This window comes from Virgibacillus sp. LDC1 (assembly GCF_025792345.1).
In the GTDB taxonomy this organism is placed as follows: Bacteria; Bacillota; Bacilli; order Paenibacillales; family Paenibacillaceae; genus Paenibacillus_AQ; species Paenibacillus_AQ lautus.
The window spans coordinates 50,844-71,223 of the sequence record NZ_JAOXLZ010000004.1; the positions used below are offsets into that span (position 1 = coordinate 50,844).

At 51.8% G+C, this 20,380-nt stretch carries 12 protein-coding genes; all 12 read left to right on the forward strand.

Annotation, left to right across the window (positions count from 1 at the left end):
• Nucleotides 1–170: 170 nt before the first annotated feature.
• On the forward strand, nt 171–1,949 hold the full coding sequence (locus OHJ21_RS24620) for a sensor histidine kinase (RefSeq protein ID WP_326119874.1): 1,779 nt from the start codon (nt 171–173) through the stop codon (nt 1,947–1,949).
• Entirely contained in the window at nt 1,924–3,477 is a 1,554-nt protein-coding gene (locus OHJ21_RS24625) for a response regulator (protein ID WP_486021417.1), read from the forward strand. The genes OHJ21_RS24620 and OHJ21_RS24625 overlap by 26 nt, the downstream gene beginning before the upstream one ends.
• Before the next feature lie 140 nt (nt 3,478–3,617).
• Complete coding sequence (locus tag OHJ21_RS24630) at nt 3,618–4,940, forward strand: ABC transporter substrate-binding protein (protein WP_100540215.1); 1,323 nt, start codon at nt 3,618–3,620, stop codon at nt 4,938–4,940.
• Nucleotides 4,941–4,970: 30 nt separating this feature from the next.
• Nucleotides 4,971–5,921 carry a carbohydrate ABC transporter permease gene (locus OHJ21_RS24635; RefSeq protein ID WP_113059341.1) on the forward strand — a complete coding sequence of 317 codons (951 nt, stop codon included), beginning with the start codon at nt 4,971–4,973 and terminating at the stop codon, nt 5,919–5,921.
• Between the two features lie 31 nt (nt 5,922–5,952).
• Entirely contained in the window at nt 5,953–6,786 is an 834-nt protein-coding gene (locus tag OHJ21_RS24640; protein WP_326111926.1) for a carbohydrate ABC transporter permease, read from the forward strand.
• Between the two features lie 189 nt (nt 6,787–6,975).
• Nucleotides 6,976–8,523, forward strand: a complete 1,548-nt coding sequence (locus OHJ21_RS24645; RefSeq protein WP_100540218.1) for a helix-turn-helix domain-containing protein — start codon at nt 6,976–6,978, stop codon at nt 8,521–8,523.
• A 17-nt stretch (nt 8,524–8,540) separates the two neighbouring features.
• The gene (locus OHJ21_RS24650; protein ID WP_326119873.1) at nt 8,541–10,385 is read left to right on the forward strand and encodes a sensor histidine kinase; all 1,845 of its coding nucleotides are present in this window, start codon (nt 8,541–8,543) and stop codon (nt 10,383–10,385) included.
• Complete coding sequence (locus OHJ21_RS24655) at nt 10,357–11,889, forward strand: response regulator (protein WP_486021412.1); 1,533 nt, start codon at nt 10,357–10,359, stop codon at nt 11,887–11,889. The genes OHJ21_RS24650 and OHJ21_RS24655 overlap by 29 nt, the downstream gene beginning before the upstream one ends.
• A gap of 126 nt (nt 11,890–12,015) precedes the next feature.
• Complete coding sequence (locus tag OHJ21_RS24660) at nt 12,016–13,719, forward strand: extracellular solute-binding protein (protein WP_100540221.1); 1,704 nt, start codon at nt 12,016–12,018, stop codon at nt 13,717–13,719.
• Nucleotides 13,720–13,805: 86 nt separating this feature from the next.
• Entirely contained in the window at nt 13,806–14,765 is a 960-nt protein-coding gene (locus tag OHJ21_RS24665; protein ID WP_100540222.1) for an ABC transporter permease, read from the forward strand.
• Complete coding sequence (locus tag OHJ21_RS24670; RefSeq protein ID WP_100540223.1) at nt 14,765–15,724, forward strand: carbohydrate ABC transporter permease; 960 nt, start codon at nt 14,765–14,767, stop codon at nt 15,722–15,724. Before OHJ21_RS24665 ends, OHJ21_RS24670 begins: the two co-directional genes overlap by 1 nt.
• A 57-nt stretch (nt 15,725–15,781) precedes the next feature.
• Nucleotides 15,782–20,218 carry an endo-1,4-beta-xylanase gene (locus OHJ21_RS24675; protein WP_486021413.1) on the forward strand — a complete coding sequence of 1,479 codons (4,437 nt, stop codon included), beginning with the start codon at nt 15,782–15,784 and terminating at the stop codon, nt 20,216–20,218.
• The last annotated feature ends 162 nt before the right edge of the window (nt 20,219–20,380 follow it).

The window sequence follows — 20,380 nt, forward strand, 5'->3', positions numbered from 1 at the left end:
GGAAGGCAATATGATCTTCAAACGCGTGCTCCGGAGGGGATGTTAGAGAAGGAGGTAAGGGAAAGGCAGAAGGTGAGAGTCCAATTGGTAGAAGAAAGAAGGGCAAACAGTTATGTAAGCGCTATCGTAAAAGGTCCGCAATTTTCATTTTATGAACGGAGGGAGCATGTATGCGGGGATATCATCGTCTTCATTCCATTGTCATTCAACTGTTTTTGTTTTTTTTCATCGGCACAACACTCCCGGTTCTCATTATGGGGTTCCTGTCGTATAACAAATCGGCCTCAATCGTGGAGGAACAGGTCAGTAAAGTGGCTTCCCTCACCATCACCCAAGTCAGTGACAAGCTGAATATGTTCTTCAAGAAACTGGACGATTCCTCGATGATGGTGCTGAACAGCAAGGTGGTTCACGGCATTCTGGAGGATCAGGATATCAGTAAATATGACCTGACGTTGAAGGTAAAGGAGGGGAAGGACCTGCTGACCTCCATCATGATTAACTCGCCGGAGATATTGGACGTGTACGTGTTTGACGTGCAGCGGAACAATTCGGTCCTGAGCGCCGATTCCTTGATGTCCATCCCGGACCAGTGGGATTCTTCTTGGTATCGATCGATACTGGAGGCGAACGGGCAGGCAGTATGGTTCGGTTTGTCCGATACCTCCTACCTGAAGCAAACGGGAATGGGATTTCCCGTGTTCGGGCTGGGCCGGGCAATCCGAAGCTGGGATACGGGGGAGATTGTCGGGGTGATGTTCATCGAGATTATGGGAGACGTCCTGATCGATGAATTAAACCATGTCCAGTTCGGCGACACAGGGTATATGTACGTGGCCAATGACGAGAATCGTTACTTTTACCATCCCGATCCTTCAATGTACGGGAAGCAGTCCCCGATCAAGCTGCCCTCGGGTTTGACGGAATATAACCTGAACAACAAAAAAACGCTGATGATCCCTTCGCGCCTGAACAACGGCTGGCATGTGGTCGGCATGGTGCCGCTGAAGGAACTGACGGCAGATTCGGCGAGCATTCGGAGTTTCACGGTCTGGATTGTATTCGGATCGATCCTGGCGGCGATCGGCATCGGTTATTTCATGACGCGGAGGATTGGCAATCCGCTCGTTCATTTAAGCCGCTTGATGCGCAGAAGCGAAGCAGGTGATTTGTCGGTCCGCAGCAAGAATGTGGGGCCCAGTGAAATCGGCCAGTTGGGCCGAAGCTTCAACAAAATGATTGAGCAGATCGATTTGCTCATCAGGCGAATCGCTGCGGAGGAATCCGAGAAGAAGAAGGCGGAAATCCGTGCGCTGCGGTATCAGATCAATCCCCATTTTCTTTACAATACATTGAATTCGATTCGCTGGATGGCCAAGCTTAATCGGACGAATGACGTGGATCGATCGGTCACGGCCCTTGTTCATCTGCTGGAGGGGAGCCTGGAGCGAAACGGCGTGTTTATAAGGCTTGGAGATGAACTTGAGCTGCTTCGGAAATATATGATCATCCAGAATTACCGTTATGACCATCAAATTGAGCTGAGGATCGACTGCCCCGAGGAAATGGAGGACCTTTATGTTCCCCGGATGCTGCTGCAGCCGATTGTGGAGAATGCAATCTTTCACGGGATTGCCCCGCTTGATGAAGCCGGCGTCATTACGATTCGGGTAACTTCACACCAGCAGGATGTCATGGTTCGGATCGAGGATAATGGAATCGGCATCAAGCCTGAACGAATAGAGGGACTGCTGTCGTATGAACAGGATCACTCCAAGCACGGCATGACCCGCATCGGGCTGCGTCATGTTCACCAAACAGTCCAGCTGTATTACGGCAGCCGCTATGGGGTATGGGTGGAAAGCCCGGAAGGCGGAGGAACGCGGGTCACGATAACGTTTGCGAGGCAAAGGGGTGAAGATTATGTACAGAGTGCTGCTCGTGGATGACGAAGCGATCGCACGTACAGGACTGCGCTCGACCTTCGACTGGGAGAAATATGGTTACCGGCTTGTGGGAGAAGCCTCCAATGGACAACGGGCAATGAAATGGATTCTGAAGGGGGATCTGGACATTCTGATCACGGATATCGCGATGCCGGTCATGGATGGCTTGGAACTGACCCGCCGGACAAGAGAGCTTTGTCCTTGGGTGAAGGTGCTGCTGCTCAGCTGTCATAGCGATTTCGCATTCGTGCGCGAAGGCATAAGGCTTGGCGCTTCGGATTATATTCTCAAGCCGACGCTGGATGCGGAATCTTTGGGTGCTGTGCTGGATCACATGCGTTCGAAGCTCGAAGAGGAGAAGCAAATGCAGCGGATTCTGACCGAGCATGAGCACCAGCAGCGTATGAATCAGAAGAAAGCCGCTGAGAAAATCCTCTTTCAGGCGCTGTCCGGAGAACCGGGGGCAATCGCCAATCTGGAAGCCCAAAATCTAAATGGCGCTTATATGCTGGCCGTGCTCCAGCTTGACTCTGATTCAGGGGCTGGTGCAGCCGGGGTGCAGCCCAAGGATTGGCATGACGAGATTGAGCGATTGATGGGGCTGTTATATGACCAGGTGCCGGAGGCGCTGGCAGTTCGGCTGGAGACGGACCGGATCGCTGCCTACGTGCCTCTGCGGCATGCAGGAAGGGTGCCTGCTTCAGAGCATGAAGCAGCAATCCATCTGCCGGCCCGATGCACCATGGGGCTCAGCAGGAGATATAACGGCATGGATAAGCTGCAGGAAGCGTTTCGAGAAGCTAGCGAGAGCCTGGAAGGCCTCTTTTTTCATAAAGATAAACAGACACTGCGGGCAGAGGAGCTCCCCCTGACCGATGCCGATTCGGCTCAGGAGAGGCCGTCTGCCGAGCTGCATGCCCTAAGAGCCGCGCTGACGGTTGGGAACATGGACATAAGCGGAGAGCGCCTGCAGTCCATCATGCTGCGCTGGCAGCCCGGAAGGATGAAGAAACCGTCGGTCATCCGAGAAGCAGAGGAGCTTCTGAGCTTGCTCGCTATGTTTCATCTTCCCGGCGGCCCGCCGCTTCCACAGATCGGGGAAGTGGGCAAGCTTCGCTCGGTGGGGGAAGTGAAGGAGCTGGTCCTTCAAGGCTTCCATACGCTGCGGGACGAGGCCATGCGTCACCCTGTACCGGAATCTACGCTGCATGAGCGAATCGTGCTGCAGGCCGTTCAATATATTAACGTACGCTTTACCGAGCCGATCTCCCTGCAGGAGGTGGCGGACGAAGTGGCCGTCAGCCGCAACTATTTTAGCGAATTGTTTAAGCGTGTCACGGGACACAACTTCATTGACTATGTGATTGATCTGAGGTTGAAACGGGCCAAGGAGCTGCTCTCCACGACATCGCTGCGAGTGTATGAAGTGGCGGACCGCTCCGGATTTAATGACGTGAAATACTTCAGCAAGCTGTTCAAGAAGATGGTAGGCATGACGCCTGCGGAGTACCAGGGACAGCAGCGGAAATAATGGGAATTCATAGGATCGGAAAAGAATCCACTTTTTCGGAACATAATCCGTTCAAAAGCTTTTTGTCAAAATTTTATAATTAAAGCGTTTACAAGAGCTGTGCCAGCGAGTCCAAATCTGGTTTGAATGGAGGAAATGAAATGACAAGGAAACAGGTGAGAGGGTCATTGCTTGTAATCATTCTTCTACTATCATCCATACTCCAAGCGTGTGGAGGCGGCGGAACATCAGAGGGTGGGGAGTCCGGAAGCGGTGAGAAGGTCAAGATTAAATGGGCAACCTGGGGAAATCCCGGAGAGCTTAGCCGCTTTCAGGAGCTCACGAAGGACTTTAATAAGAAGCACTCGGACATTGAGGTCGAATTTATTCCGATTCCGGGCGAGTATGATCAGAAAATATTAACCCAATTAACAGGTGGGACCGCTCCGGATGTCTTCTACGCAGGGGACGCCCTGGTCGTGAAACTGATCGAGAATCAGAGCATTGAGAATTTGACGACGTATATGGAAGCACCGGAAAGCGTGATCAAGAAAGAGGATTATTTTGAAGGCTTGTGGGGCGCAGCCGTGCGGGATGGTCAGACCTTCGGGGTACCGGTGGACTGTAATCCGATGGTGCTGTGGTACAACAAGAAGGTGCTGAAGGAAGCAGGGATTACCGAGATGCCGGCCGATCTTCAGGCGAACGGTCAGTGGACCTGGGACAAATTCAAGGAGATGTCGGACAAGATCCGGGACAGCAAAAAGTACGGCTACGTGCTGGATAACTCTTGGAACAGCTACCACAGCTGGGTTACTTCCAACGGCGGTCGGGTGTACGACGACGAAGGGAATTTCGTGGCAGCTTCGGATCCGAAAGCAATGGAGGCGTTCCGCTTCCTGTACGACAACGTGAAATCCAAAAACATCACCTTCTCCGGCACGCTTCCCAAAGGGCAAGGCGGAGATGCCATGTTTATGTCCAACCAGGTCGGATTCGTTGCTGCAGGCCGCTGGTACCTGCCGTTGTTCAAGAAGAATCAAGGACTTGAGTATGACGTGGTCACATGGCCAACCAATACCGGCAATAAAATCGAGCCGGCCGGTATCCCGACCGCATACATGGTGATGAACAAGGCATCGAAGAATAAGGAAGCGGCATACACCTTCTTCTCCGAGTACGTAAGCAAAGAGGGTCAACGTTTCCGCCTGCAGGGCGGCGGCAATGCGGTCCCGTCGGTACAGGGAACGGATGAAGTAGTGCTGGAAGGGAATCTGCCGGAGCATGCCCAGTTATTCCTGGACGCGCGTGAGATCGGGTATTCCCTGACTCCGTTCGAAGCCGGCATTCCCGGGCTTAGCCAGGATATTACGTCCAAGTTCGAGGCGTTGTGGCTGAAAGATCAGGATCTGGAAAGCTCCTTGAAGGATATTCAGGATATGGCCAACAAGAAAATTCAGGATTACAAGAGCGGCAAGAATTGATCCAGCTCTGGGGAGGAACGGTGAGATGAAATGAACACGCAGCCTGCAGGAAGCTCCGGAGCCGCTCCTTCTCCGGAGCGGATTCCGGAGAGGAGAACAACCTTAAAGAGCAAGACGTCCGACGGTTTATGGGGCTACTTTTTTATCTTTCCCCAGATGATCGGCTTGATCGCTTTTTCATTGGTCCCTCTCATCTCGGCTTTTGTCATCAGCATGATGAACTGGGACGGCATGGGAGCCAAGAAGTTTATCGGTCTCCAAAATTTCGTGTCCCAGCTTCAGGATGAGGAGTTCCACATCGCACTGGTGAACACGGTGTATTACACGATTCTGTCGGTACCGACAGGCATCGTTCTCGCCATGCTGGTAGCGGTAGGCTTGAACCGGGTCCGCGGGAAGATTCTGTACCGGCTGATCTACTTCATGCCGAACATTACGATGTCCGTTGCCGTCGCGGTTGTGTTTATGTGGCTGTTCAACGCCGACTTCGGCCTTATTAACATGTACCTGCAGCAGTGGTTCGGGATAACGGGCCCCTCTTGGCTGACGGATTCCAGGTACGTGATGCCTTCGATTGCCCTGCTGAGCGTCTGGATGGGGCTGGGAGGCAACATGGTCCTGTTCCTTGCCGGGCTCCAGGGCATATCAAGAAGTTATTACGAGGCAGCCGAGATTGACGGCGCCGGCAAATGGCAGCAGCTGATCCATATTACGATACCGCTGCTGTCCCCGACGACCTTTTTCGTAACGATCATGTCCATCATCGGTTCCTTTCAGGTGTTCGACCAGTCGTTTGTCATGACCTCCGGCGGGCCGGCGAAGGCGAGTTATACGCTTGTCTATCACATCTACGAGACCGCCTTTGCGGACTTTACCTTTGGCAAGAGCACGGCGTCGGCGGTCATCCTGTTCGTGATGATTCTGTCGCTCACCTTGTTCCAGATGAAAATGTCCAAGCGGTGGGTGCATTACGAAGACTGATGGTCGAACCTTTAGGAAGGAGGGAACATGAATGATACATCGGGGATTGAGGATGTCCACCGTGGTGCTGCATATCGTGCTGATCATAGGCGCCTGCATGATGGCGCTGCCGTTTGTATGGATGGTGCTCAGCTCGCTCAAGGATTTGTCGCAAGTATTCGTCGTGCCGCCCAAATGGATTCCGGACCCGTTCATCTGGTCCAATTATAAGGATTCGCTGACGGCGCTGCCGTTCGGGCGTGCGTATTTCAACAGCTTCTACATCAATATCATCGTCGTGGTTTCACAGCTGATTACCTGCTCCATGGCGGCTTATGCTTTTGCCAAAATCACGTTCCCGTTCCGGGAGCCGCTGTTCATTCTGTTTCTGGCAACGATGATGGTGCCGGGACAAGTGACCATTATTCCGCTTTATCTGATCATGAAAAATATCGGATGGCTGGATACGCATCTGGCGATTATCGTCCCTTCCGCGCTGCTGAACGCCTTCGGGGTATTTCTGCTCCGGCAATTCTTCAGAGGCATTCCGAAGGAAATGGAAGAGGCGGCCATCGTGGACGGCGCGAATCGCTGGACGATCTACGCCCGGATCATGATACCTCTAATCAAACCGGCTTTATCGGCACTCGGGATTTTTACCTTCCTCGGGATGTGGAACAACTTCTTTAACCCACTGATTTTTCTCAGCAGTACGGATAAGTTTACCGTGCCGATGATGCTGAATTTGTACCGGGGCATGTATGCCACGGATTGGACGCTCATGATGGCCGGGGCATCCATTGCACTGATCCCGGTCCTCATCGTGTATATCATCGGACAGAAATACATTATCGAAGGCGTTACTTTATCCGGAATTAAGGGGTAGGCGAGCTTAAGCAGCCCGTAAGCGGAGTTCTTGTATAAGGACCCCCGCTTACGGGTTATTTGTGTTCTGACCAGGATACCAATATAAAGCAGAGGAGCTGCAGTATATTCTCACAGATATACTAGTATGGTAGTATAAGGTAAAATGAGTACGCTTACATCTAACATATCATGAAGGGGGACGAGGGTATTGTTCAATGTACTTCTGGTGGACGATGAACCATGGGTTCTGGAAGGACTTCGAACCATGATCGATTGGAACCGGTTTGGATTTCAAATATGCGGAGAAGCCCTGAGCGCTCCGGAAGCGCTAAAGTTAATGGAACAGTTGAAGCCCGAGCTGGTGATGACGGATATCCACATGCCAGTCCTGAACGGCCTGGAATTGATTGAGCACAGCAAACGGATACTGCCTCTTCCTCCGAAATTCGTTATTTTGAGCGGATATGATGATTTTGGATACGCGCATCAAGCCATGCGCCAACGGGTCGCCGAGTATTTGCTGAAACCGATTGATGACGAGGAGATCGAGGCAGTGCTTGCCAAGCTCAGCCATGAGATCCAGGACGAACGAGACGCTGAACGCAGCTACCGGAAGAAAGCCGGCCTTGCCGTCCATTATTTGTTGAACCGGCTCATTCGGGAAGAGTTGAGTCCTGATTTGGCCGAGCAAGCCAGCAATGCGATGCAAATCCAGGGCGAGCCGCTGCTGCAGTGCCTATTGATTGAAACAGGGATTACTGAAACGGGAGTGGATTGGATCGAATGGATGACCGATTACGGGCCCCCGAGCTTACTGGGATGCTTCCAAGACAATAGCGGGAGCATCGGAGTGGTGCTGCATGTCGAGCATTCGACTCCGGATGAGGTCATGGAGACTGCGCTGCAGTTGCAGTCTGCTCTGGCCCGGGAGCTTGAAGGGCCGGTTATCGTGGCGTTAAGCGGCACAGGGGAGGGAATCCAGGCGATCGGAAAGCTTTACAGGCAAAGCGCGGAGGTGCGCGACGATAAGCGAAGCCAAGGCCGAAGCGGCGTGTTTTGTTGCCAAGAACCGAGAGGAGCGGAGCGGCTCCGGGGACTTCCCTGCGGATGGATGGACGAATTGCTTTCCATGATTATGGCGGGGGAGCATGCGTCCATCGAGTCATGCTTGGCGCGGATTTTTACGGGCATGCCCGATCATCTCCTCCACCTGAGGGCTTTTCAAGCCGATGTGGCCGATCTGGAATTGAAGCTGTGTCGAAGAATCGCGGAAATGAATGGAGATCCGGATCTATTCATGAACCGGCTGCAAAGGAAGCTTGGTCATCTGAGTGATGCTTGCCATAAAGCGCCGTTGAAGAATTATATGCGGTTGCTCGCGTTTGAGGCCGCTTCGCAGCTGGAAGAGTTAAGCAAGCTTAACGAGCACAACACCATTTTTCAAGTGATTCAGTATGTCGACCGGGAGTACCGGAGCAGGCTTCAGCTTCAGGATTTGGCACGACATTTCCATATGAACGCCACCTATTTGGGGCAGCTGTTCAAGAAGCATGCTGGCAAGCCGTTCAAGGAATACCTGAATGACAAGCGGATCGAGGAGGCCAAGCTGCTGCTGAAACGGAGCGGAATGAAGGTTTCCGAGATTGCGCTCCATGTCGGGTTCCCGAACGCGGACTATTTTATCCATAAGTTTAAGTTGACAACCGGGATTCTGCCCTCGAATTACAAGAATCATGTTGAAAGCAAGCAGCGCTAGACCGGGAGGGTGCCTTCATGAAGAGAATGTTCAGGCTGGGGAATTTCGTCAACGATATTCCGTTGAAAACTAAATTTTTTCTTATTTTTGTCATTGGTGTACTGCTGCCTATTCTGGTGGTCAACCTCATCTTTATGGATCGGATGTCGGAGCTGATCCGGGAGAGAGAGGAGCAGAACCTCGATATCTCGATGGAGCGGGCTAGGAAGGATATTCATAATTTCATCGACGGCGGGGTGGCTGTCAGTCATGCGCTGAGTACGGATAAGACCCTTTACGAAATGCTCGATCGCGAGTATGAGTCCCAGCTGGACTTCTACGAAACCTTTGATGAGCAGCTCCGGAATCGGGTAACGAGCTACATACCGGTTAACAACCAGATTCAGCGGATTAGCATCTTCACCGAAAATTCCACCATTGTGTCCGGCGGCAATTATCATGTGATCAACGATAATGTGCTCGAGAGCGACTGGTATGCGTTGTGGAAGAGCTCGGCCCATCCGGTGCTGGTGGCGGCATACAGGGCTACGGAGGCAAGCAATTCGGCTTCGACGGTTCCGTATTTAAGCGTCATTGAGAAGATGGATTATTTTGATAGCTATTCCACTTATGAGAAGCTGCTTCGCATCGACATCGACCTGAGCAAGATCTATGACGTTATTGTACGGGAACGCGATTATCTGGATATGTATTTGGTGAACGAGAACAATGAGATTATTATGTCGGCCAGCAGCGGTTATGAAAGAGGGAAGTACAGCGCATATTCGAAGCTTGACCTGGAGCAATACGATGAAGAGGATCGGCATGTGTTCTCGATCGGAACGGCCAGGTACGTGAAGGGGTGGAAGCTGATCGGCATCAACCGGGGGAGCCGGATTACGAGCGCCATGCTGGATATGCAGCTGTTTACCGTTGTATTGGCAGCGGTTGTTACGCTGGTTGCGGCGGTCTTTATTACCGTTATGCTCCGGTCCTACAATTACCGGGTGAAGCGTTTGTCCCGTCATATGCAGAAGGTGAGCAACGAGAAGTTCGACTTGATTGAACTGGACGAAGGCCGGGACGAAATCGGCGGACTCATCCGGAATTTCAATCAGATGACAGCGAAGATGAACTCCCTGATCAACAATGTGTACAAGCTGGAGATTCAGAAGAAAAGCCTGGAGATGGAGCGGGTTCGGGCTGAATTGAACTTTTTGCAGAGCCAGATGAATCCCCATTTCCTGTTCAATACCCTGAATGCGATATTGGTGGTCTGCACGAAGAATCGATACACGGACGTGACGGATATTATCAAAAGCTTGTCCAAGCTGCTTCGCAGACTGCTGAGCTGGAGAGAGGATTTGGTCTCCGTGGAGGAGGAAATCAGATTTATCGAAATGTATCTCAAAATCGAAAAATTCCGCTTTCGGGATAAATTCGAATATCAATTCAACATCGATATGGAAGCGCTTCATTATAAAATTCCGAAAATGAGCATTCAACCGCTCGTTGAGAATGCATGCAAATATGGACTGCAGGCGATGGATGGAGCGGGTCTGGTGACCATAAGCGCTTCAGTTGCCCGTGATTATCTTCGCATCGTCATTACGGATAGCGGTAAGGGCATTGAGCAAGGCAAGCTACGGGACATTATTCTCTCGGTTCGCAACGAGCAGTTCTCGGGCAACAGCTTCGGCATTCGAAACGTATATCGGCGGCTGGAGCTGTACTACGACGATCATGTCATTTTCAACATTGCCAGCACCCCGAATCAAGGGACAACCGTTTCATTCGAGATTCCGATCCGGCTGTTGGAGTCTCGGGAGCATGAAGGCGGAGAGGGGGAGAACCATGCCTTTCAAAGTGCTGTTGATCGATGACGAACCGGGTGCGCTGGAAGGGCTGGCGCTGTGGATCGATTGGGAACGCTTGGGGTTTAGCGTCTGCGGAACCGCGGGCAACGGAGTGGAAGGCTTGAAGATGATTCATGGGCTTGCGCCGGATTTGGTCATTACCGATGTAAACATGCCGCTAATGGACGGGCTTCATATGATTGAAACCTGGCAGCAGCATCACCGGGATAGCGGTGTGAAATTTGCCATCATGAGCGGCTACAGTGAATTTGAATATGCAAGGAAGGCATTGCGGCACGGCATCCATCACTACATGCTGAAGCCTATTATTGCAGAGGAAGCCGAGGAGGAGCTCGGCAAGATTCATGCTGAGCTGATGCAGGAGCATCGCAGATTAAGCCTGAGCGCGATTGCTAAGAGGGAAGAGGATGTTTCGCTGATCATGCAAACGCTCTTGGAGATGCCGCTTAGGGCTAGCGGCCTGTCGAGGCTTCAGGTTTTATCCTCCGCCCATCAAGAGTGGAACGTATGTCTGATCCAAGCAGAGTCTGCCTTGTTTCCTGACGTCAAGGAAACCGTCGCCCGCTTGTCAGCCCACGCGAATTCGGAGTATGTCATCGATCTGGAATCGAACCGGCTTGGTTTGGTGAACGGTTATTCCCCTGACAACGGGAGCGTACCCTCAGGCACGATCCGCGAGCTGGTCCGCCATTATGCAGGACAGCGGCTGTTTATGGCTGTAGGAGAAGGCCAGCAGTCTCTGGTGCATATCCATCGCTGCTACGAAACCGCCAAGGAAGCCATCGAGCATCAATTTTACGATCCGGCGTACGGCGGGATGATTTCATATGAAGAGGTACGGGATCGGCCGTTTCATTATCGTTACCCCACGAACCTAATGGATGATGTCATCAGGTCCGTGGAACTCCTCGACAAGAAGGGATACCGCGAGGCTGCCGGATTGGCTGCGTCCAGGTTTGCGGAGCAGCGAATCGCGCCGGGGATCGTGAAGAAAATGGTGATCCATGTTTTGTATAAAATCATGGATTTGGTGAGGGAGGCGGAAGGTGCGGAAGCTCGAATCCTGGCAGCCAAATCCAATGCAGCTGGATTAACGGACGGAACCTTCCATTTGAACGACTTGATGGGTGAGCTGCTGCGCTTCGGGGAAGAGTGCATCGAGCTTCTTCTCAAGGAGCAGGCCCGGCATTCGCAAGGCATAATCCAGGAGATTAACGATTATATTCGGCAGCACTACCGGGAGAATCTGACCATTAAGCGATTGGCGGAGCTTTTTTATCTGCATCCCGTCTATCTCGGCCAGCTACTGATGCGTAAGAATGGGATTGGCTTCAACGAACTCATACATAATTTGCGGATTGAGGAAGCGGCCGCGCTGTTGAAGCAGAACAAGCTGAAGAACAGCGAAATCGCCGAAAGGGTCGGCTACACCCACTACAACCAATTCCTTAAGCATTTCGAAAGAAGATGGGGCATGGCACCGAATGAGTTCAAGAAGAGGATGTTCTAAAGTTTTTAAGGTTAATGCTTTAATTATAGTATAGTCCGCCTTTGAAAGCGCTTTTACAATAAAGGAAGGTTACATGAAGAGGCGTATCGACCAACGATGTAACCACATTATGACGGAGGTGCTTTTATGGGGGGTAAGACAAAATCATGGCTTCGGCTCAGCACGGTGTTGCTGTTGTCGCTTTGCATCGTCCTTACGGGCTGCGGGGGCGGAAACGGGAATAGCGGGGCCCAGCCGGAAGCAAAGGACTCCGCAGAACAAACAACACCCGGGACGGACGGGGATAAGATCGAACCATTTGAGGTGAGTGTTTTTATCGGTCAGCCCGACCAGCAACCAACACCTGACAACAAGATTTATAAATTAATCAGGGAAAAGACAGGAGCATCCTTCAAATTCGAGTTCCTGGCAGGCGATATTGACCAGAAGCTCGGCGTTATGATTGCAGGCGGCGATTATCCGGACATGATGACAGCGAATCAAAAGCTGACAGCTGCCGGTGCCTTTATCCCGCTCGAGGATTTGATTGAAGAACATGCGCCAAACTTGAAGAAGCATTATGAGAAGTACTGGAACATGATGAAAGACCCGAATGACGGTCATATTTACAATCTTCCAAACTACGGTGTAACGAATGCGGACGTTAGCTCGTCTTGGTATTCGGGCCCGGCTTTCTGGATTCAGAAGGACGTGTTGGCAGAGGCGGGATATCCAGAGGTTAAAACCTTGGATCAATATTTTGACTTGATTAAACAATACAAGGAAAAGCATCCGACCATCGACGGTACGCCGACGATCGGCTTTGAAATTCTGAACTATGACTGGAAAAACTGGGGGCTGTTCAATGCTCCTCAGCATTTGATCGGTCATCCGAACGATGGCGGTGTGGTCGTTAAAGACGGCAAGGCGGAAATTTTTGCCGATAAGGACTATGCCAAACGCTATTATAAAAAGCTGAACGAGATGAATACCCTGGGCATCATCGACAAAGAAACGTTTACTCAAAACTTCGACCAGTATATGGCGAAAATCTCCAGCGGCGCAGTTCTTGGTATGTTTGACCAGCACTGGAACTTCCAAAGCGCAGAAAACGCGCTGATTACCCAGAAGAAAGATGAAAGAACATATGTTGGTCTTCCGCTTGTATTTGATGAAGGCATCCGGGATCATTACAAAGATCGTCCGGCTCTGAACCTCAATAACGGGTTCGGGATTACGGTCAATGCATCCGAAGAGCAGGCTATCAGAATTATTAAACTATTGGATACGCTGATTCAAGAAGATTGGCAAAAAATCTTGGCCTGGGGGATCGAAGGGGAAGATTACATCGTCAAAGATGGCCGATTCATGAAAACGCAAGAGCAGCGCGATCAGTTTACCGATGCAACCTGGAAGCTCGCGAATAAAGCCGATTCCTTCTACGGCCAAGCCCCAAAAATGGAAGGTTTATTCTCGGACGGCAACGCTACAGATGCGGCTGCCCAGCCTGAAGAAATTCTGGCAGGCATGAAAGAGTATGACAAGAACTTCCTCGCCCAATATGGATTCAATAGCTATGTCGACTTCTTCAGTCCGGCTCCCGAGAACGACATCGCTTACCCGGCATGGTCTGTCGACCTGGTAGACGGATCTGAAGCGAAAATCGTGAATACGAAGCAAAATGAGTTGTCCACGAAGTACTTACCAAAAGCCATTCTTGCTAAACCAGAAGAATACGATAGCGTCTGGGATGAGTACGTCACTGAAATCCGCAAGCTCAACATCAAGGCTTATGAAGATCGGATTAATGAAGTGCTGCAATGGAGAAGAGACACTTGGTCTGTTAAGTAAGGCAACGGAAGGTACATGAATCGGAAACGGGAAGGCTTCATGCCTTCCTTGTTTACGAAATATGGGGTTTTGGGGAGAACAAACTTATGGAAGAGACCTTTGTCAAAGACTCTGCCGTCCGGAAGCCTAAGACAAACAAGAAAATCACCTGGGCCGTACTCAAAGAACAGAGACAGTTGATCTATATGTCGGTGCCTCTGATGGCTTACATCATCTTGTTTGCCTACGTTCCTATTTGGGGATGGACCATGGCTTTCCAGAACTACAAGCCGGCTAGAGACTTTAGTGAACAGACGTGGGTAGGATTTAAACATTTTGAATTTCTTTTTAAGGATGAAAGTTTCCTGCAAGTGCTTCGCAATACGCTCGCAATGAGTGTTATCAATATGATTCTCGGCTTTACGACTGCAATTATCCTTGCATTGTTACTGAATGAAATCAAGAAAGTGGTTTGGAAAAGAACCGTACAGACGATCTCCTATCTTCCGCACTTTCTATCCTGGATCATCGTAACCGGGATTGTGGCGACGAGCTTGGCTTCGAACGGAATCATCAATGATATCCTTATGAAGCTGCATCTCATCAAGGAGCCGATCCAATGGCTCAGTGAAGGCAAATACTTCTGGGGAATCGTCGGGGCGTCGCATGTTTGGAAAGAAGTCGGCTGGAATACGATTATATATTTGGCTGCGATGGCATCCATCGACCCGGCGCTTTATGAGGCTGCCGATATGGACGGGGCAAGCCGCTATCGGAAAATGTTCCATGTCACTTTGCCGGGCATTAAGCCAACGATCATCATTCTGTTGATCATGCAGGTCGGTCACATTCTGGAAGCAGGCTTCGAGGTTCAATACTTGCTGGGCAACGGTCTTGTTGTCGACTGGTCGCAAACGATTGACATTTTCGTGCTGAAGTACGGGCTTGCCCAAGGAAACTACTCATTAGCAACGGCTGCCGGTATATTTAAAACGGTCGTTAGTGTGACGCTGTTATTGATTGCAAACGGAGTCGCGAAACGGCTAGGGGAAGAGAGGCTGCTATAATGGCAAATCAAACAATCAGCCCTGGGCCAGCAACTGCTGCCGCAGCGCCTAAATCCGTCAGAAAAAAAAGAGTAGAGCCGATCCTTTTTAATACGTTCAATACCTTGTTTATGATTGGTCTTGTCATTGTTACATTATATCCGTTCCTGAACACGATCGTCGTTTCCCTGAATGCGGGGAATGATACGATCCGGGGCGGTATCTATCTCTGGCCGAGGGAATTTACTTGGCAGAATTACAAGGCGGTATTTGCTTCGGGAACGATATATGATGCGTTCTGGATTTCCGTGGCACGAACGGTGCTTTCAACGCTGCTGAATCTGGTCTTGACCACGATGCTGGCGTATACGCTGAGTCGTCGGGAATATGTGTTCCGCAAGCCGATTACATTGATCTTTATTCTGACGATGTACTTTAACGCCGGTTTGATTCCTGGATATTTTCTGATGAAGGACTTGCACCTGCTGAATTCATTCTGGGTATATGTGATCCCGTCGATGATCAGCGCATTCAATATGATCGTTATCCGGACGTATATCGGAACGATTCCGGAAAGCTTGGTCGAATCGGCAAGAATTGACGGAGCCGGGGATTTTAAAATCTTCATCCGGATCATCTTCCCGCTGTGTAAGCCGGTGCTGGCAACCATTGCGCTTTTCGTGGCCGTGGGGGCTTGGAACTCCTGGTTCGATGCATTCATCTATACCTCCTCCCGCCAAGAGCTGAGCACTTTGCAGTATGAGCTGATGAAGCTGCTGTCATCCAGTATGAACGCGAACAGCAATCCGGCAGTGGCTGCAGGAGCCGGGATGACGCAGGACGCTGCGGTGAACATGGTAACGCCGATTTCGATTCGCGCTGCCGTAACGGTTGTGGCTTCCGTTCCCATTCTGGTGGTATACCCGTTTCTGCAGAAATATTTCGTGGTCGGATTGAACGTGGGCAGCGTAAAAGAATAACCAAGGTTTTGCTAGAGGACAGACCATAAATGCAACCGATGAGGAGGCAAGCATGCCGTGTCTAAGAGAACAATCATTAGGAAGACCAGCCTGATGCTGATCGCGTTCATGCTGCTCATACCGCCTAGTTGGAGTGCGGCGGCAGTTGAACCGGCCCATCCCCCCGCTGATCAGGATCTTGTGATTCACCATCATTTTGACGGCGGGACGGAGGGGTGGTTTAAGCGGGGAACGGAGACGGTGACTTCCGCTACCTATGCCTATGAAGGGACAGGGAGTTTGTTGACGGAGGGAAGGACGGCGAACTGGAACGGACCGGGGTTTAATCTATCCGCCACGAATCAGCTGGACAAGGGAGCTACCTATGAAATTTCCGCTTTTGTCCATTTGAAGGAGGGCACCCAAGGGTCTCAGAAGCTTCAGCTTGCCATGCAGCAAACCGGAGCCGAGCCGGAATACGTGAACTTCAGCATTCCGGTTGATGTATCCGCCGATGGGTGGGTAGAGGTAAAAGGCAATTATAAATACGATGTTAATGCCTCAGCCTTGCAGGTATATTTGCAGAGCCCGAGCAGTCCGGACGCCGCTTATTATATGGACGAATTCAAGGTCCGGTTGATTGAGCCCGCACCGGACCCCGGCAATGAGATTCCGGGGGGAGAGAATACGGTCGTATGGGATTTTGAAGACGGAACGACGATGGATTGGGGACCACGCGATTCGGAGACAGTAGAAGCTTTGCCAGAAGCAGCCCATAGCGGCGGCTACGGATTAAAGGTCCATGATCGGACGAACAACTGGAACGGGCCCAGCCAAGATGTTAAAGACATCATGGTACGCCAAAAAACGTATACAATCTCAGCCTATGTCAGGCTTGAGGAGGTCCCTGCCGCTGCGGTCAAAATATCGCTTTCGATGGAAAACAAAGCGGCGGGCGCAGCAGACACGTCCTATACGACCGTCGCCTCAGCCTCCGCGAGCGGTACGGAGTGGGTGGAGCTGAGAGGAACCTTCGGTTTCAGTTCGGATATGGAAACATTGAAGCTGTATGTGGAAACCTCGGATCTTTCCAATTTCTATGTCGATGACATTAAGCTCGCTCTGCCGGGTTCCATTCAGACGGATATTCCGGCACTGAAGGATGTGTATCAGGATTATTTCGAGATCGGGGCAGCGGTAGAGCCCAAGCATCTGTCCGGCGTGCACAAGGAGCTTTTGGATTACCATTACAACTCGCTCGTTGCCGAGAATGTGATGAAACCGGAATCTCTCAATCCAAGCGAAGGAACCTATAATTTTACCAACGCGGATCTGATTAGGGATTATGCCAGGGATCATGGCATGAACCTCCGGTTCCATACGCTGCTGTGGCATCAGCAAGGGGCCGAATGGATGCTGAAGGATGATCAGGGCCATTATCTTGAAGCTACGCCGGAGAATAAAGTGCTCGTCCTTCAGAGGCTGGAAGCCTATATCCATGAAGTGGTCGGCCGCTACAAGGGCGATGCCCGCGATTGGGACGTCGTGAATGAGGTCATTGACGAAGGGCGTCCGGATGGCATGCGGGACAGTCAGTGGTACCGAATAACGGGGCTCGACTATATTCGGACCGCATTTCATGCGGCACGTGATGCAGCCGGTCCCGAGGCCAAGCTGTACATCAACGATTACAGCACGCACAATCCGAAGAAACGCGATTATCTGCTGAATCTCGTGAAACAGCTGAAGGCGGAAGGCGTTCCGATCGATGGCGTGGGCCATCAAACGCACATCAATATCAGCGGGCCGTCCATCCAGCAAATCTCGGATTCCATCCGGATGTTCGGCGAGGCGGGCTTTGACAATCAGCTTACCGAGCTGGACGTTTCGGTGTATACGAACAATACCGACGCGTACCAGACCGTCCCTCAGGAATTGCTCGACAAGCAAGGTTATCGGTACAAAGAGCTGTTTGAAGAGCTGAAGCGGCTGGACCAAACGGGCGTCGATGCGGGTGTGGAAGGAGGCTGGATCAGCAATGTTACCATTTGGGGGATTGCAGACGACCACACCTGGCTGCATGATCGTCCCGCGGGTACAGGCCGCCAGGATGCTCCGTTTCCTTTTGACAAGCAATATCAGGCCAAGCCTGCTTATTGGGGAATGGTCGATCCTTCCAGGCTAACGATTGTGAGAAAGACCGGAGCGTCTGTGGAGGGTAAGGCGGTCATCGACGGACAACCGGATTTTGCCTGGAATCTGGTTTCGGCACTTAAGACAGAGCAGCTAGGATCGTTATCTGCTGAATTTAAGACACTATGGGACAAGGACCATATCTATGTCAGGGTTGACGTGAAAGACGGATCGATATCCCCGGGAGATCAGGTTGACATCTTCGCAGTGGTGAACGGTACCCTGCAAAAAGTCCGGATTCAGCGTGGAGCCTCCAACACGGCAGAGACCACGGGAGGTTACACAGGGGAAGCCCTGCTTCCGCTTAACGGAGAAGGATCGCTGGGCAACGACATTTATTTCGATGTCAGAGTGACGGATTCCGGCACGGATGACGGTTCCGAGCATGGCAAGAATGGGGCAATGGTGTCCTGGAGCGATCTTAGGCATGCCCAGGAGAGCGATCAAGACGGACTCGGCATTCTTACTCTCGCTGCTGCGCCGAACTTGGCCCAGGCCCGCTATGGCACCCCGAAGGTGGATGGCGAGCTCGACGGCATCTGGAAGGAAGCCGGGGAACTGGCAACCGGCGTATGGGTTGAGGGTAACAGCGGCGCGACCGCTAAATTCCGGACGCTCTGGGATGAGAATCACCTGTACGTTTATGCCGTCATTAGCGACAGCTTGTTATCAGATGCGAGTCCCAACGTATGGGAGCAGGATTCGGTAGAGATTTTCGTGGATCAGAATAATGGAAAGACGGATGCCTACCAGGAGGATGACGGACAGTATCGGATGAACTTCAACAATGTGCGTTCTTTTGGCGGTCATGCGGGCGAGGATAACTTCACATCCGCAGCGAAGGTGACCGACGGCGGATATGTCGTTGAAGCAGCGATCCGCCTGGATAAGATCAAAGCTGAGAAAGGGACAGTCATCGGGTTCGATTTGCAGGTGAATAACGATGAAGACGGTCAGGGTACAAGAGACAGCGTGGCCATATGGTCGGATCCGACCGGCCAATCCTATCAGAACACGTCCAGGTTCGGCGTGCTGGAATTCACGAAGAGCTCCGCTCCTGGCGGAGGCAATGGAAACGGCGGAGAACATAACGGCGGCGGTAACGGAGGAAGCGGAGGAACCACGGGCGGAGGCGGAAGCAGTACGAGTCCGGTTCCGAGCACGTCTTGGTCTTCACTTGAAATCCGGAACAACGGCGGGCGGATCATCACTGCTGTCTCGAGCCAATTCCTTCAGCAGGCGTTGGAGAAGGCGGCAGCTGGGACAGAGGGGACGAAGCGAGCGGTTGTGGACATCCCGGCTCAAAAAGGAGCCCGGTCCTACGATATTCAGCTGCCGGTTAAGTGGCTGCTGGGGAATCCGCAGGCAGTTCTTATCCTCCAAACGGAGTTTGGCACGCTGGAACTGCCAAGCATGTTGATTCAGGGAACCGGTGTAACGGATACAGAAACCGTCACGCTGCGTCTAGCGAAAGCTTCGGGCAGCAATCTGGATGCGGCCCTCCGCGAGAAGATCGGCGATCGTCCGGTGTTCCAGATAGAGGTTCTTGCCGGAGATCGGGCCCTGTCTTGGAAATCGGGCAAGGCTCGCCTACTCTGGTTGGTGCCTTATACACCAACCCAGGAAGAGCTGGCACAACCGGATCATATCGTTGTTAGGAAGATCGATGCCAACGGGCAAGACCGGCCTCTTGCAAACAGCCGCTATGATGCGAAACAGGGGATCGTGCATGCAGCGCTGCCGCATGGCGGCACGTTTGCAGTCGCTTCCGCATTCAAGACGTTTCATGACTTGAAGCATGTACCGTGGGCGATCGATGCGATCGAAACGATGGCATCCCGTGGAATGATTCAAGGGGAGACCGAAACGAGATTCAACCCGTTGAACCCGATTACTCGAGCTCAATTTCTCGTTATGCTCGTACGCGCGCTGGAGCTGGAGGGCTCGGGCGAAGGCCAGGCAGCATTCGGAGATGTTACGTCTTCGGCATATTATTACGAAGACGTGCAGATCGCCACAGAGCTTGGACTGGTTCAAGGTGTCGGAGGAAACCGTTTCTTGCCCGACACGCCGATGAAACGCCAGGACATGATGGTGATGACGCAGCGTGCTCTGGAGGCAGCCGGCAGGAAGCTGGAAATGCAGGGGTCACTGGATTCTTTTGCTGATGGGGATCAGGTTGCTGAGTATGCCAAATCGAGTGCAGCGCTGCTTGCCGGCTCGGGCATCGTGAACGGCATGAATGGCAGCTTTGCTCCACAGGCTTACTTTACGCGTGCTCAGGCTGCGGTGATCCTTGACCGGATTTGGAATTGGAAATGATGAAGGCCGTGAATCGTTAATGCGATGATCTGATGTGAACGATGAAAGCTAGCATGTAAGTAGAATGGTGTTGAAGGCCAGCCGTAGCAACGGGCTGGCCTTTTTCGTGGTTTGGTGAGTATCGTCAAGAACTCTCCGAACCAGGTGCTTAGGCAAGGCCGA

Bases quoted from the DNA above. Each gene is read 5' to 3' on its own strand.
- OHJ21_RS24660 (WP_100540221.1), top strand. From the start codon at position 12,016: ATGGGGGGTAAGACAAAATCATGGCTTCGGCTCAGCACGGTGTTGCTG.
- OHJ21_RS24655 (WP_486021412.1), top strand. From the start codon at position 10,357: ATGCCTTTCAAAGTGCTGTTGATCGATGACGAACCGGGTGCGCTGGAA.
- OHJ21_RS24620 (WP_326119874.1), top strand. From the start codon at position 171: ATGCGGGGATATCATCGTCTTCATTCCATTGTCATTCAACTGTTTTTG.
- OHJ21_RS24640 (WP_326111926.1), top strand. From the start codon at position 5,953: ATGATACATCGGGGATTGAGGATGTCCACCGTGGTGCTGCATATCGTG.
- OHJ21_RS24665 (WP_100540222.1), top strand. From the start codon at position 13,806: ATGGAAGAGACCTTTGTCAAAGACTCTGCCGTCCGGAAGCCTAAGACA.
- OHJ21_RS24670 (WP_100540223.1), top strand. From the start codon at position 14,765: ATGGCAAATCAAACAATCAGCCCTGGGCCAGCAACTGCTGCCGCAGCG.
- OHJ21_RS24650 (WP_326119873.1), top strand. From the start codon at position 8,541: ATGAAGAGAATGTTCAGGCTGGGGAATTTCGTCAACGATATTCCGTTG.
- OHJ21_RS24635 (WP_113059341.1), top strand. From the start codon at position 4,971: ATGAACACGCAGCCTGCAGGAAGCTCCGGAGCCGCTCCTTCTCCGGAG.
- OHJ21_RS24630 (WP_100540215.1), top strand. From the start codon at position 3,618: ATGACAAGGAAACAGGTGAGAGGGTCATTGCTTGTAATCATTCTTCTA.
- OHJ21_RS24625 (WP_486021417.1), top strand. From the start codon at position 1,924: ATGTACAGAGTGCTGCTCGTGGATGACGAAGCGATCGCACGTACAGGA.